Source organism: Bacillus sp. SG-1 (genome assembly GCF_000181495.1).
GTDB lineage: Bacteria > Bacillota > Bacilli > Bacillales > Bacillaceae_B > Rossellomorea.
In genome coordinates this window covers 101,295-116,108 of the sequence record NZ_ABCF01000002.1, presented here as the reverse complement: position 1 = coordinate 116,108, position 14,814 = coordinate 101,295, and the positions used below count along the sequence as shown (strand labels likewise).

The 14,814-nt window shown below is 38.4% G+C and carries 15 protein-coding genes and 1 pseudogene; 14 read left to right on the top strand and 2 right to left on the bottom strand.

The window, feature by feature from the left end; genetic code table 11:
- Positions 1–88: 88 nt before the first annotated feature.
- Complete coding sequence (locus BSG1_RS04295) at positions 89–316, bottom strand: hypothetical protein (RefSeq protein WP_006835654.1); 228 nt, start codon at positions 314–316, stop codon at positions 89–91.
- Positions 317–1,058: 742 nt separating this feature from the next.
- On the opposite strand from BSG1_RS04295, the gene rlmN reads away from it, so the two are divergent.
- The 7 genes and pseudogenes from rlmN to BSG1_RS04260 all read left to right on the top strand — a co-directional run bounded on the left by rlmN (position 1,059) and on the right by BSG1_RS04260 (position 6,701).
- On the top strand, positions 1,059–2,135 hold the full coding sequence (gene rlmN, locus BSG1_RS04290) for a 23S rRNA (adenine(2503)-C(2))-methyltransferase RlmN (RefSeq protein ID WP_006835652.1): 1,077 nt from the start codon (positions 1,059–1,061) through the stop codon (positions 2,133–2,135).
- 454 nt (positions 2,136–2,589) lie between these two features.
- Positions 2,590–3,105 (top strand): annotated as a pseudogene (locus BSG1_RS04285) (sigma-70 family RNA polymerase sigma factor); the annotation flags it as partial.
- A gap of 13 nt (positions 3,106–3,118) precedes the next feature.
- Positions 3,119–3,790 (top strand): hypothetical protein, encoded by a 672-nt coding sequence (locus tag BSG1_RS04280; RefSeq protein WP_006835650.1) that lies wholly within the window; start codon positions 3,119–3,121, stop codon positions 3,788–3,790.
- Between the two features lie 287 nt (positions 3,791–4,077).
- Positions 4,078–4,485: a hypothetical protein gene (locus tag BSG1_RS04275; RefSeq protein ID WP_006835649.1), complete on the top strand. Its 408-nt coding sequence runs from the start codon at positions 4,078–4,080 to the stop codon at positions 4,483–4,485.
- 236 nt (positions 4,486–4,721) lie between these two features.
- Positions 4,722–4,922, top strand: a complete 201-nt coding sequence (locus BSG1_RS04270; protein WP_006835648.1) for a hypothetical protein — start codon at positions 4,722–4,724, stop codon at positions 4,920–4,922.
- Positions 4,923–5,051: 129 nt separating this feature from the next.
- Positions 5,052–5,477: a hypothetical protein gene (locus BSG1_RS04265; protein WP_044022383.1), complete on the top strand. Its 426-nt coding sequence runs from the start codon at positions 5,052–5,054 to the stop codon at positions 5,475–5,477.
- A 528-nt stretch (positions 5,478–6,005) separates the two neighbouring features.
- Positions 6,006–6,701, top strand: a complete 696-nt coding sequence (locus BSG1_RS04260) for an aspartate/glutamate racemase family protein (RefSeq protein WP_006835645.1) — start codon at positions 6,006–6,008, stop codon at positions 6,699–6,701.
- Positions 6,702–6,757: 56 nt separating this feature from the next.
- On the opposite strand, the gene BSG1_RS04255 is transcribed toward BSG1_RS04260, so the two are convergent.
- The gene (locus tag BSG1_RS04255) at positions 6,758–7,363 is read right to left on the bottom strand and encodes a peroxiredoxin (RefSeq protein ID WP_232214194.1); all 606 of its coding nucleotides are present in this window, start codon (positions 7,361–7,363) and stop codon (positions 6,758–6,760) included.
- Positions 7,364–7,586: 223 nt separating this feature from the next.
- Here BSG1_RS04255 and BSG1_RS04245 point away from each other — a divergent pair, with 223 nt between their 5' ends.
- The 7 genes from BSG1_RS04245 to BSG1_RS04215 all read left to right on the top strand — a co-directional run bounded on the left by BSG1_RS04245 (position 7,587) and on the right by BSG1_RS04215 (position 14,791).
- Positions 7,587–8,186: a glycerol-3-phosphate acyltransferase gene (locus BSG1_RS04245; RefSeq protein ID WP_006835642.1), complete on the top strand. Its 600-nt coding sequence runs from the start codon at positions 7,587–7,589 to the stop codon at positions 8,184–8,186.
- The gene (locus BSG1_RS04240; RefSeq protein ID WP_006835641.1) at positions 8,179–9,792 is read left to right on the top strand and encodes an aminotransferase class V-fold PLP-dependent enzyme; all 1,614 of its coding nucleotides are present in this window, start codon (positions 8,179–8,181) and stop codon (positions 9,790–9,792) included. The genes BSG1_RS04245 and BSG1_RS04240 overlap by 8 nt, the downstream gene beginning before the upstream one ends.
- A complete protein-coding gene (locus BSG1_RS04235; protein ID WP_006835640.1) occupies positions 9,789–11,639 on the top strand; it encodes an LTA synthase family protein in 1,851 nt (616 codons plus the stop codon). Before BSG1_RS04240 ends, BSG1_RS04235 begins: the two co-directional genes overlap by 4 nt.
- A gap of 253 nt (positions 11,640–11,892) precedes the next feature.
- A complete protein-coding gene (locus BSG1_RS04230) occupies positions 11,893–12,525 on the top strand; it encodes a LysE family transporter (protein WP_044022382.1) in 633 nt (210 codons plus the stop codon).
- Between the two features lie 165 nt (positions 12,526–12,690).
- Positions 12,691–13,449, top strand: a complete 759-nt coding sequence (locus BSG1_RS04225; protein ID WP_006835637.1) for a hypothetical protein — start codon at positions 12,691–12,693, stop codon at positions 13,447–13,449.
- Between the two features lie 168 nt (positions 13,450–13,617).
- On the top strand, positions 13,618–13,818 hold the full coding sequence (locus tag BSG1_RS04220; RefSeq protein ID WP_006835636.1) for a cold-shock protein: 201 nt from the start codon (positions 13,618–13,620) through the stop codon (positions 13,816–13,818).
- Between the two features lie 127 nt (positions 13,819–13,945).
- Positions 13,946–14,791: a cation diffusion facilitator family transporter gene (locus BSG1_RS04215; protein WP_044022381.1), complete on the top strand. Its 846-nt coding sequence runs from the start codon at positions 13,946–13,948 to the stop codon at positions 14,789–14,791.
- Positions 14,792–14,814 lie beyond the last annotated feature (23 nt).

Sequence of the window (14,814 nt, the reverse complement as noted above, 5' to 3'; positions counted from 1 at the left end):
CTTCCTGGCACAGGCAGGAAGTGTTGAGGAGAGTACCGGCCCAGGGAAATCAGCCCCTTCATTTTTGATCAGATTGTAGAGCACAGACTTATATAATTTCTGTCTTATCTTTCGGACGTTCCAATTTCATACGTTCCAGCTCGAGTTTCATCTTTTCGGTCTCCATAACAAAGTTTTTTTGTTTAAGTCTTTCGAGTTCGAGTTGATCTTGGAGAATGGACTGCTTGTACTTATAACTTTTCTGGAAATGATCCGTCACAATGGCTATAATCGGAATAGAGAAAATCATGACAACAGTAACGATGGCTATCAGCATAAAAACGCTCCTTCAAAAGTTTTTTTTCGGGTGTATCCCATTCACTTAAGTATATTCTATCGAATTTGATAGATAATTTTCTCCGTCTTAAGGCGGAGCTTTCATCAACAAGAGAAGGAATTCAATTTGAAGAAAATACTAGCAAGGATTCTTGTCCTCCTACGCCTTGATTTATAAGGATAAATTAACATCCGCTGTGTCATAAAGAAGAATCGGACAGCAAATTCTACATAACAGTAAAAGACAAAAACCTATTGATAAAAGATGAAAGTTTGTGGAACATCATTGGTGAAAATACACCCTATGATATTGAATACGAATGGTATGGCGAAAAAGTTCCATATGTTACGAAAATTTTTATTCATGGACAAGCTCATTCGAGTGAGAATGGACATTAAACCGGTTAAATCATTTATTTAACCGGTTTTTACTTTTAAAAAACCATTGAGTTATTTCGGTCAGTAAATTGCAACTGTGATGTTCTTAAGAGTTATGGGTGGGTTATATAACTCAACATCAAGGTGAAGTAAATTGATGGCAGATTGTAGTTGCTTGGAATGTAAGGTGTTCGATAGCCCGCCGCGAAGTTACTCACTGGCTGGGAAAATCAACTTGTCAGCTCAAAAGCACCAATGAAGCAATAATATTTTTCTTTTCATTATAAATGGGTTGCGACATTGGCATACTTTAAGTAGTATAGAAAAGTAGAAAACGGCAAGTCATTTTGAAATGAGGTTTTACAATGGAGAAAAATTCAATATATGGTTTAACTATAGATCAGCTAACGTCTTGGATTGTTGAAAATGGTGAAAAGAAATTCCGGGCTGCTCAAATCTGGGACTGGTTGTATAAAAAGCGCGTGACGAACTTCGCGGATATGAAGAATATCGGCGCTAACTGTATTACTCTGCTGGAAGAAAATTTCCACCTGGGTACTCTTAAAGAAGAGATCAAACAGGAGTCCAAAGACGGAACAATCAAGTTCCTGTTCAAGCTTCAAGATGGCAACTTAATCGAGACAGTTCTTATGAAGTTTAACTATGGGTATTCTGTCTGTGTGACAACCCAGGTTGGCTGTAATATCGGCTGCTCCTTCTGTGCCAGTGGATTGCTGAAAAAGAATCGTGATTTATCCAGCGGTGAAATCGTTGAACAGATCATGAATGTCCAGCTCCACTTGGATTCCAAGGGAAATGACGAAAGAGTAAGCCATATCGTCGTAATGGGAATCGGTGAACCGTTTGACAACTATGATAACCTGATGGATTTTCTTCGTGTCGTAAATGACCAGAAAGGTCTTTCAATCGGAGCAAGACATATCACGGTTTCAACAAGCGGTCTTGCAAACCGGATCTATGATTGGGCAGATGAGAATATTCAAGTGAACTTGGCTGTATCATTGCATGCACCAAATAATGAGCTTCGTACACAGATTATGAAAATCAACAAAGCTTATCCACTTGAAAAACTAATGCCAGCTATTGATTATTATCTTGAAAAAACAAACCGCAGGATTACATTCGAGTACATCTTGTTACAAGATGTTAATGATCACAAAGCAGAGGCACTTCAGCTCGCGAAACTTCTGAAAAATAAAAAGCATTTATCTTACGTTAACCTAATTCCTTACAATCCAGTGGATGAACATGGACAATACCAGCGAAGCACAAAAGAAGCCATCGTTGAATTCTATGGTACTCTATTGGATCAGGGAATTAATTGTGGTGTCCGGACTGAACATGGTACAGATATCGATGCTGCCTGCGGACAGCTGCGAAGCAAACAAATCAAAAAAGATAAAGAAAAGATCCGTTCATAAAAATGAGAGTCGGTATGCTACTAAGCAGCCGGCTTTTTTGTGCTTTTTACAGAGCGAGGTCACTATACCTCGCCGGTGCGGTACATCATTTGCATCGGAATTTCAGGTTGTCCATCCACCTTGCCATCTCGGTACATAATTTCTTGGTAATTTGTAAATCATGCCCCTCGCTCCGTGACGAGCGACACAAAAGTATTAACAACATTGAAAATCCATAAATATCCTCGTATTCAACCAAAGGGCCATTTAAATGAACACTAAAATCTTGAGTTGGAAAAAAGCCTCACATTAGCTTCTTTGCTTTGTACCTCTGCCAAAAGGCAGCACATTAAAAATTATTTGCATAAAAGAAAAAGCAAATCATAAACGGTTTCAGCTTTTTTTTCAGATTTTATCAACCCTTATTGATGTAGAATCGTCTAATATTAAAAAGAACCAGAGAGGGGGGGATGCTATGAATAAGAGTAGCTTTTCTACAGATGATGCTTTTTTTGAATATATCTTTCACCACTATAGTGACGATGTTTTAAGATTGGTTTTTACATATGTAAAGAAGAAGGACATAGCAGAAGACCTTGTACAAGAAATTTTTATCAAGTGTTATAAAAATATGGATAAATTTCAAGAGAAATCTTCAATTAAAACCTGGATATTTAGTATTACGATCAACCAATGTAAAGATTATCTGAAGAGTGCTTACTACAAATACATATATCTAAGTGACAAAATTTCCGCTATTGCTAAAGGAGGGACCAAAACACCTGAGGAACTCTTTATGGAGGAATACGGAAAACATAGACTAACTACAGAAATTTTAAATCTATCATTGAAATACCGTGAAGTAATTTCTCTATATTATTTTCAAGAGTTGAAAATAAAGGAAATAGCAAATGTATTGGCGATAAATGAAAATACAGTAAAATCACGTTTAGCCAGGGCAAAAGAATTGTTAAAGAAAAATTTTGAGGAAAGGGGATATAAGGATGGAGAGAATTTTGAAAGAGCAAGTGAACGAATCTCCAATCAATAAGCTTTGCTTAAGCTCTGAGAAAAAAAAGGAAATGATTTATCAAATAAAACAGAGTGGAAATCCAAAGCGAATGATTGTAAAGAAGCCTATTTTTGCCCCAGTGTTATCAGCTGTATTTGTTGTAGCTAGTCTATTTATCTTTGCCTATTATGGTGGCGTAGGATTAGAAATCATTGATGGAAAAAATGCTGTTAATGGTATTCACTATTATGATGTAAATAAAGAAAGACCCTCATCTATCGATGAAGATTTTAAATTTCTCACAAAGCTTCCTTTTAAGTTAAAGGAATTTGATGTAAACCAATTACAGAACGAGAATACAACCGTTGTAACATTTTACGGGGAAGAAAATCAATATCTAAGAGTTGAGTTATTAAAAGAAGATCCAATTTTTTTCTCCCCTAACGATTTTAATGGAGAAACAATTCAAGATGGGAACTTTGTAGGGTATTACAGAGACGGGCAATCAGATACTGGACCAATTATTACGTTTGATCCAAGTCTGAGTATACTACATTGGGAAGAAGATGGAGACCTTATTTACGGGTTAACATATAATCCAGGAGACTCTAATGTTATGCTCTACAAAAAAGAATTAATCTATATTGCCAAGTCATTTCAGTAAATCTAATAAACCATTACAGAGAAAGTGTTAAGGGAAAACGGTATAGTCATTTAAAGTTTTACAATATGAAAATCATTATAGTCCAACTTATCCTTCAAAATTAAATGCTGTTTCTGAGTATACTTATCAAATTTCCTTTTGCAGAAAAAGCAGCGTTTGCTGACAAGCAGCCGCCCCTTTGTTCAAGTAATGGAGGAGTTTAATAGAATAAGCGAAACTAAAATTTGTATGTTTTCGTCTAATTTATTAAGAAGAATTCGGTTAAGTTTAGAAAGGATAAGTTTATAATGAAATTCTCAAAATTAGTTGCATTATGTGTAATCTCACTATTGTTATTTATGGGGTGCCAATCAAGTGATAATGCTGAAACTCATATTGTACGGGGAGAAACTACTTCGTGGAAAGCGAACCTTGAAGTAGTGTTTACTGCTGACCGAGAAATGTATTATGTAGGTGGGAGCTTGAAGTCCAAGTCCGATTCAATCCCAAAAGAAGTCACGTATTTTATAACCCACTCACAAGGAGGGGGTTCTGGCACATCAAGAGATGGAAACGGTGAATACATTAAAATACCCCAAGGTGGAGGAAATAACCCCCCTGGAGATATAGAAGCATTCGCCGAGGAGATTACACTACGTGTAGAATGGGAAAGCGAAGATGGCGAAACTTTTAATGAAACAATACCTTTAGATTAAGTCACTTCTAGGTATCCACCTTATTCAAGTAAAGGGCAGTTTAGTTGAATAATCAAAACTCAACTGATTTGGATTAAGTAATTTTTATGAATAACAGGAGTATAAATTTCTAATTAAGGGGTGATTTTATCCAAGACCTTAGAAAGAAAAATACTATTTCGAAAATATCATTATTGTCCTTGGCATTAGCTCTTGGCACTACGGTATGGTTAATAACTCTGTTTATAGAGGATAAAATGTTGGAAAAAACAGTTTCTGAAAAACTTGAAGAGACATATGATACTGAAGATATTTCAATTCAATCCGTTGAAGAATTAAAAAAGCACAGTTCTCTTGTAAGTTATCAACTTGAAGGTAACGAAAAGACATTTTTGAGTCTCTATGAAAGGGATAACGGTAATTTGGTTCTAGTAAATACGAGAGAACTTGAGGAATAACAAATGAACTTCTACTGAAGAGGGCGTTTGCTGAACAAGCAGCCCTCTGTTCAAGTAGAGGAACAGGTTAATTGAAATAGATATTAGGGGGAGGTGGAACAAATCCGATTAAGAAAGGGGAAGAGAAATATGAAAAAGACCATTTATATAATAGCAGGTGTATTCATTCTAATTATCATATTGGCAAACGTACCGAAAATAATGGCTTATGCTAATTTATATTCGTTCGACAAGAACAAGGAAGTAACAACCGAAGAAAGGGTTGTATCCTTTGATGAAATATCTGAGACTTTGCACCAACAGAGAAAATTGGCTCAAGAATTAGAAGGTACAAGAAAATACTCATTGATAGGCGACGAAGTGAGAAAAGGACTTGATGAGGCTATTGAACACCAAATGTTTCTAGACAACCATCCACAAGTCAATTCTATTAAAGTTAAAGTGCCAATAACGACATATAAAGATGACAATAAGACAATTGAATTTATTTCTGGAGAGGGCGAGGTTTTAGAAATATTAGAGAATGGTCAATGGAAAAAGTTCAATGGTTCTTAAAATTTAAAGTAAACATTGCCCCACCTTATGGGTTCTGCGGAATAAATAGCAGACCTTTTGTTCAAGTAAAGGGAGCGTTAATGGAAGATCTGGTCGAAGTTTAATGTAGGGATTTTTGTGTCACTCTTCAAGAGCGCTAAAAGTATATGTCATTGAAGAGTTCCCAGAAGAAATCTGTTCTTTTGCGTCATTATTTCTCCAGAATTGTGTTATAACAAGCTAATAATATTCTAAGGATTAAATGTAAGAAGAGGTCTCTTTATAATAAAGCATAAATTAAATAATTTGAATTGAAATATATAATTAAATAATAGGGTAGAGTCCTGACAGTTGTGTCAAAAATTTCATTATCTAAACTTTGTGGCACATTTGTCAGGACTTTTGTGTCAATCGTCACTCCGCCAGCGAAGGTACTTCCACCTAGTAAAAGTCTCAAAAACTCCCCATCAATCTCAAAAAGCCCCTAAAAATGGTAAAATACTCTATAATGGTCCTATGAACCTAGACAAACGATAGAGGTGTATAAAGATGAAAATGATTGGGATGATCGGCGGCATGAGCTGGGAATCTTCCGCGGAGTATTACAGAATCATCAATGAAATGATCAATGATCAGCTTGGTGGACTGCATTCGGCGAAATGCCTGCTCTATAGTGTGGACTTCACAGAAATAGAGCGTTATCAGTCAACTGGTGAATGGGGGAGGGCTGCGGACGTTTTAGGCGAGGCTGCAAGTTCTTTAGAGAAAGCTGGCGCTGACTTTATCATTCTTTGTACTAACACGATGCACAAAGTGATTGATCTTATTTCTGAGCATATAAGTATTCCCGTTCTTCATATAGCAGATGCAGCTGCGGTACATATCAGATCCCAAGGGATTAAGTCTGTTGGTCTGCTAGGGACCAGGTATACGATGGAACAGGATTTTTATAAAGAGCGGCTTAGAATGAATGGAATTGAAGTGGTGGTACCTGATGGGAAGGAAAGAGAAAAAATAAATACAATCATCTTTGATGAGCTGTGTGTTGGCAGGATAGAGGGAGAATCTCGAGAATATATGAAGGATATCATAGAGTCATTACAGACAAAGGGAGCGGAGGGGATTGTCCTCGGTTGTACGGAGATCGGCCTGCTGATCAAGGAGAAGGACTGTAATGTGCCTGTTTTTGATACTGCACTTATTCATGCTGAAGAGGCAGTGAAAAAAGCGTTGCAAATCGATTAATGTCAGGTGCCGGGATATCAGTTGATAACAAGCCGGCACCATTGCTCCTAACAACATTAAATTTTCCCGAAAAGTTTAGACTGCCTCGAAATGCCAGGATTACCAGGAACCCAATTGGCAGGAACAAGCTCTCCGGTTTCACGGCTGTATTGAAGTGCTTGTAGAAGCCTTAAGATCTCGTAAACATTGCGCCCTACTTCCAAAGGGTTCACAAGCCTTGAAGCGATGACTCCTTCTGGGTCTATGATGATTGTGGCTCTTAAAGCAGCACCTGTTTTTTCGTTGAGGACCCTGTAGGATCTTGAAATTTCATGTGTTCTGTCACTGACCAAGGGGTAGGCTACCTTTGATAAAGAAGGTGATACCTCAGTAAATACTTTATGAGCATAAACGCTGTCTGTGCTGATTGCCAGGACTTCAGCGTTTAAAGATTGAAATACAGGGTAAATAGCAGCGACCGCTGCCAATTCAGTCGGTCAAACAAATGTGAAATCACTTCCATAAAAAAACAGGACCACCCATTTTCCCCGTAATTCTTCTAATGTAATGGTCCTGATTTCTTTATCGGAATTATAAAAGGCTTCTGCCGAAAATAAAGCAGCAAAATCGTTAGTCTGTGCACAAAAGTAATCATTGGCAGGCTGGTTTGCTTTATTATCCATTTCCTCACCTCATTTCTATACGATAAATTAAATATATTCAATTACTGCACTTAATAGTAGAAGCAGAATGTCATGAAAAAGCATTCCAGAAATCATGACATATCAGTAGATGAAAAAGAATTTTCAAGTGACCTCTTTTAAATGGTAAAAAAGTGAAACTTTTTGAGGGCAGGATTCGTTATTTTATATAGGGTCCAAAATACAAAATTGAGCGTGATACAAAATGAATATTTATATGATTTTCGCAGTTTGTCTCCTTTCGTATGGTTTTGGAGGCTTAAATGGTGCTTACTACCTGACCGAATATTACCTGAAGGATGATATCCGCCGATACGGAAGCGGAAATGTCGGGGCAACAAACGCAGGAAGAGTGCTGGGGAAGAAAGGTTTCCTCCTCACGGTACTTATCGATGTGACGAAAGTGATGACTGCTTTGACGATTAGTTATTTAATTACCGAAAATGAGACCATTGCTATGGCATTGAGTGCTTTATCGCTTCTACTCGGCCATATCTTTCCATTGCAACTTGGATTCAGGGGAGGAAAAGGTGTGGTGGTCTTTCTCGGTGCATCCCTATTCTTAGTTCCTATAAGCATCTTTATATTCGGTATTATATTCGGAATAACTTATTTGCTGTTAAGAGATTACAAGAAAGCCGGGTTCATTTCCATGTTTTCAATTCCTATCTCTGCTTTTTTATTGAACCAGCCTGCACAGTATGGAACAGCACTGCTGATCATGCTCGGCATCGTCCTGTTGGCACATAAAAAAACACCGACCCAACGTCACCACCGGCATATTAGGAGGATTGAGGATGAATAAAGAGTCTCTTCACTATAAAATTGCAGATGAGCAAGAAGAATTTAATCAAATACATAGAATGAATTATCAAACATTTGTTGATGAAATACCTCAACATGGGGTTAATGAAAAAAAGATTCTCATTGATAAGTTCCATGTTGAAAATACATATATCATAGCGAAAAAGGGGAATGCCCTGGTTGGGATGATAGCAGTTAGGGGAAATCGTCCTTTTTCTTTAGATGAAAAATTGAGTGAAATTGATTCTTATTTACCGGATGGAAGCATTCCTTGTGAAATTCGTTTGCTGTCTGTAAAAAAAGATTTCAGAAGCAGTACGGTTTTTTATAAATTGGTTGAGAGAGCTGTATCCCATTGCCTCGAGCACGGTTATAACCTGGCCCTTATCTCGGGGACTGTAAGGCAGTTGAAATTATATAAGCGGATTGGCTTTGAACCCTTTGGCCCTTTGGTTGGTGAAGAAGATGCCCGTTTTCAACCGATGTATCTGACTAAGGAAAGGTTTATAAAAAGCGCAAAGGTTTTCAACAAGCTGATGATCAGGCAGTCTCCCAACAAGGAATCAATGAATTTCCTACCCGGGCCTGTTCCCGTCCACACTCAAGTGGAAGAAGCATTCTCGCAAGGAGCGGTTTCACACCGATCGGAAGAATTCATTTTGCAAATGAATGAAGTTAAAGAAAAGCTCAAACAACTGACAGGTGCTCAGCACGTCCAAATTCTCGTCGGAACCGGTACCTTAGCGAATGATCTGGCAGCAGCTCAATTAAAAAGATGTGCAGGGCAAGGGCTGATTTTGGCAAATGGGGAATTTGGTTTTCGTCTTGTCGACCACGCAAAGCGAATGGGTCTTTCCTTTAGGGTGATTGAAAAGGAATGGAATGAGCCTATATCCCTGGCTGAAGTAGAAAGGTATCTTTTAATTAATGAAAATATCAGCTGGCTGTGGACGGTTCATTGTGAAACATCAACTGGCTATTTATTTGATTTGATAGGGCTGGAAAAACTATGCCGCAAGTATAGTGTCAATTTGTGTGTCGATGCTTGCAGTTCTGCCGGAATCGCGCCACTGGATTTGGAAAATGTTTACTTGGCGACTGCCGTAAGCGGGAAAGCCCTGGGTTCTTATCCAGGCTTGGCAATTGTATTTCATCGCGAAAAAGTTGAGCCTGATAGGACTCTTCCGCGTTATTTGGATGTGGGGCTGTACCAGGAAAATGGAAGTGTGCCTTTTACACACTCTTCTAATCTGGTATCTGCACTCCTCTCAGCCTTAAATACTTTGGATAGGCAAAAAGGTTTACTTCTTTATAAAGAAGTGAAAAGTATCCTTACGAGAGAGGGACTTGAATTCCTGGGGGATGACTCCTATTCACCTGGAATCATTACGATTCCTCTCAATGAATTTATTTCATCAAAAAAGTTTGGTGATAATCTTAAACGCAAAAACATTATCGTAAGCTATGAAAGTGACTATTTACTGAAGAGAAATTGGGTGCAGTTAGCATTGATGGGAAAATATCATAGAGGTGAAGTGATGAAGGCAATGGGAACTATAATAGAAGAATATAATAATATTAAAGTAAGTGCAGAAACAGTTCAATGATGATCAGGAAACTCGATTCTGCCCAAAACATCACTTCACTCAGACTAGTCATCCTTACTGTCATGGCACTTTGGATCAAGACAGCTTTTGTTTTATTCTTGGGTTTTGATTTACAGGTCGTTTCCACACCTGAGATACCTGCCATCTTGTTGAGCCCGGCCGGATCATTGATATTGTTGTTTGGAATAAGTTTCTGTTTTTCCAAGTCTTTTAAGCCCTCACTCTTCTGGGGCGCATGGCTTGTGGCGAATGCCTTATTGTACGGGGATTTACTGTATTATCGGTTCTATGCTGACTTTATCACCCTGCCGATTCTTTTTCAGTTTGATAATGTTGGGGGACTTGGTCCAAGTACGCTGGAGTTGATGAGTCCCTGGGATCTATTGCTCTTTATTGATCTTTTTATTATTGCCTGGCTTTTTAAGAAAAGATCGAACAGAGAAACAGTAATTAAAACAAAACAAAAAGTTTGGTATGCCTCTGCCGGACTCATGTTGGTATTAATCACAGTCGGCTTCGGTTTAATCCGATCACCCTATCTGTTTTCTGCATCCTATGACCGGGATGGGCTTGTCAAAGCTCTTGGTCCATATAATTACCACCTTTATGACTTTGCACTGGGAGCAGTAACTCCTTTGAACCGAACCTTAGCATCCAAAACGGATGCGCTGCCTTCAGAAGATTACCTGAAGAATAAAACAGGTCAATCTACGGAACTGTTTGGGATAGCCAAAGGAAAGAATGTAATGCTGATCAGTATGGAGTCCACGCAGGATTTTGTGATCAATCGGAAGATAGAAGGAAAAGAAATCACTCCATTTCTCAATGATCTCATAAAAGACAGTTTTTATTTCAACAATATTTATGATCAGACTGCACAGGGGAAAACGTCAGACTCAGAGTTCATGATTGATACGGGGCTATACCCGCTTGCCAGTGGTTCGGTGTTTGTTCAAAAGCCTGAAAATACGTATTACAGCCTTCCTCATATTTTAAAGGAGGAAGGATACTATTCATCCGTTTTTCATGGTAATGAGAGAACGTTTTGGAACCGGGAGAATATGTATACTGCGCTGGGCTATGATCATTTTTATTCTGAACGGGATTATAAGGTGACCGAAGAAAATTCGGTGAACTATGGAATTAAAGATATCGAATTCTTTGAACAGACTGCCGGGAAATTGGAGGATCTTCCTCAACCTTTCTATTCGAGGTTGATTACCCTAACCAATCATTTTCCATTTTTGCTGGATGACAAGGACAAATTGATTGATGAAGCCGATACAAAAGTGGATGTCGTCAATCGGTATGTCACAACTGTCCGGTACCAGGATGAGGCAATTAAGTATTTATTCGACGACCTTAAGGAAAAAGGAATATATGAAAATACTATGTTTGTTCTCTATGGCGATCATTATGGGATCTCTGAAAAGTTTGAAGACGGAGTTTTTGAAATTACTGGCCAGGAGGCGTCTCCCGTAAATCATGTTGCATTGCAGCAGGTTCCCCTGATTATTCATATTCCGGGAGTGGAGGGAGAGGTAATTAGCAAAATTGGCGGTGAAATTGACATCCGTCCAACCATTCTTCACTTATTGGGTATCCAAACAGAAAATAAATTATCATTCGGACACGTCCTCTTTACAAGAAATGAGGAGCATCCTGTTATTTTCCGGGACGGAAGCTTTGTGACCAAAGATTTAACTTTTAATGATGGTGTTTGTTACAAAAACTCAGGTAAGCAAATATCCCCATCAAGCTGTATTCCTTTTCAGGAGACGGTAAGAAAAGAACTGGAACTGTCTGATGATATTATCTATGGTGATCTTATAAGGTTTCTACAATAATGACAATGACCTTTTGCAGAAGTGCAAAGGGTTTTTTGTTAGAACATAATTAACACTTTTCCGTAACCATTTTTGTTTGATAGATGAAAGTGGTTTCTGCTGCAGTTGCGGGATTCCGCAGGACTGGCGGTCAGCCAGCAGAAGGTCACGCATCAGCTTTATCAACCCTATTAACAATAGAAAATTTTCTCTTCTATTCCTGCCCTCCAAAACATAAACTGTACAAGCTGTTTTGGAAAAGGTGGAGAGATTATTGAGTATCAGCATTCTTTTTAGTTATATTATATTGGGTCTTACCCTTGCTGCGCCTATAGGGCCCGTCAATTCGGCGAGATTGGATAAAGGAATCAAGAACGGTTTCTGGCATGCATGGATAGTGGGAGCGGGATCGATGATTGCAGATGCCATTTTCATGCTTCTTGTCTATGTAGGTATGGTACAGTTTCTGGATGTTCCTGCTGTGCAAGTATTTTTGTGGCTTTTCGGCGGATTCGTTTTAATTTATTCAGGGATTGAAAGTATGGTAAGTATCAAGTCATTTTCCGTTGAGTCTGTCAGAAAAAGGGATTCATTGGGTAAATGTTTTTTAACAGGATTTGTCATGTCCATCTCTAGTCCGCTTTCGATTCTCTTTTGGCTTGGTATCTATGGGTCTGTATTAGCAAAGACGGCTTCTGAAAACGGGACAGGCGATCTGTTGATTTACAGCAGCATGATTTTCATAGGGTTAACACTCTGGGACGTTTTTGTGGCATCACTGACAACTACATTCAGAAGATATTTTCACTCGAATATCTTGGTAATCATTTCGACTTTGTCAGGTATTTCATTGATTGGATTCGGGGTATATTTCGGGTATCAGGGAATTATTGCTTTATTCGGTTGAAGTCATTAAATTTATTCTTTGTTTGGAGTTGGTTATGTCAGACTGTGTGGCAGAATTTGCTCCCGCTTAATTTTCGAAAAGTTTTAAAAATAACTCGTCCTGTTAGAGTAAACTATATTGAATATATGTATAATGGAGGTAATCTGAAAAGTAAGGGTGGGAAATATGCAGCCAGTCGGTAGTATACCTGAAAGACTATCTCTGTTGAATGCATTGAATAGTATTGGAGAAAACATCATTATTGCAGATTTGGAGTATAATGTGGCGTGGATGAATAGTTATGCGGCTAAGTTGTTGACTGATTTGGCACCATTATTCGGACTTGAAAGTGCAGGAGAAATGATAGGGCTGAATATGGGGGCTTTTCACCATGCACCATCCTACCAATTGAAAATAATGAATGAGCTTACAGAAATACATAAAGCGAGAATAACCATCCGGGAAAAATTTGCTGCAGATATCGTCATTACACCGATAAAAAATGAAAAAAATGAAATTGATGGTTATGTTGTCATGTTGATGGATGTGACCACAAAAGCCAAAGAGGAACAAGACAAGGAGAAGTTGATTAAGTCTTTGTCAGTACCAATAATTAAAGTCTGGGACAGGACTATTGCCTTACCATTAATTGGACACTTTGATAACGACCGGGCTGAGAGAATGATTACAGCTGTCTTGCATGAATGTGCCTCTAATAAGATTGAGTATGTCCTGGTTGACTTAAGTGGAATTTATGAATTGGACATGAATATTAAATATCATATCCAAAATTTATGTGATTGCTTAAGTCTTATTGGCTCTCAATGTGTGATTGCAGGCATCACTCCTGAATTTGCCAAGGCAGCAGGCGAATTATCCGGGAAAAACCTTATTTTTAGCAATGCCCATGCAGGATTGAAGTACGTTATCGATAAGCTAAAATAATTATTTTAAAAATAAGTGTTGTTTTTACTTTCAAATGTTCCGGAAATCTGTTATGATAAAGATGAATTATTTTTGTTCGGTATGTAAGGAACGAAATCAATCATTCTGAATACCGCTGAGAGCAAGGATAGTATTAATTTGTGTGAAACGCACTAGGAGGCAACAAAAATGGAAAAAGGTACAGTAAAATGGTTTAACGCAGAAAAAGGTTTCGGATTCATCGAAGTTGAAGGTGGAGAAGATGTATTCGTTCATTTCTCAGCTATTCAAGGTGAAGGTTTCAAATCTCTTGACGAAGGTCAAGCAGTAACATTCGACATCGAGCAAGGTCAACGTGGACCTCAAGCTGCAAACGTTTCTAAAGCGTAAGCAGAGTTTTTATAGCACTTTAAGCCGGCAGGATATCTGCCGGCTTTTTCATGTTCTTAAGAGATAGAATAAAGCAAGGTGTAGAGGGTATAGAGGAAATATTAATAATGTATTGGGGGGAAGGGAAATGGCAGACAAACAATCCTCTGTAAAGAATACAAAAGTTGCCTTTTTTATTAATCTCTTATTCGCCATCGTTGAATTTATCGGTGGGGTGATGACAAACAGTATGGCGATTCTTTCGGATGCGGTTCATGATCTTGGAGATTCTCTCTCTCTTGGGAGCTCCTGGTACCTGGAGAAATTGTCCGGAAAGGGCCGGAATTCAAGGTACAGCTTTGGGCACCGGCGTTTTTCTCTCCTGGGTGCACTTATAAATGGTATCATTTTGATTGTTGGTTCGCTGTTTGTCTTGTATGAGGCCATTCCCAGACTATTTCATCCGCAGCATCCAAATGCTCAGGGAATGGTATGGCTGGCAATCTTAGGGATTATTTTGAATGGAATTGCAGCTTATCGTCTTCATAAAGGCTCGTCAATGAATGAAAGTATTCTAAGTTGGCATATGCTGGAGGATATCCTTGGCTGGATTGGGGTTTTGATTGTCAGTATTGTGTTACTGTTTAAGGAAATTCATATACTGGATCCGATTCTGGCGATCAGCATAGCTGGTTTTGTTCTGTTTAATGCTTTTAAAAAAACGGTCAAGACTATGCGGATTTTTCTCGATGGAGTCCCGGAAGGTATTAATCTGGACGCTGTTGAAAAGGATATGAAGAAGGTAGAAGGCGTGGAAGAAATATCACATCTGCATATAGGGTCTATAGACGGTGAAAAGAATGCCATGTCTGCTCATGTTAAAGTTCGGAATGGACTTGAGGCGAGGGATGAAGAGAAGATAAAAGAAACAATCAGGAGTCAGCTTTCATCTTGTAACCTGACTCATTCCACAATTGAAATTAATCACTCGTGAATCTTAATTTGCAACAGATGACT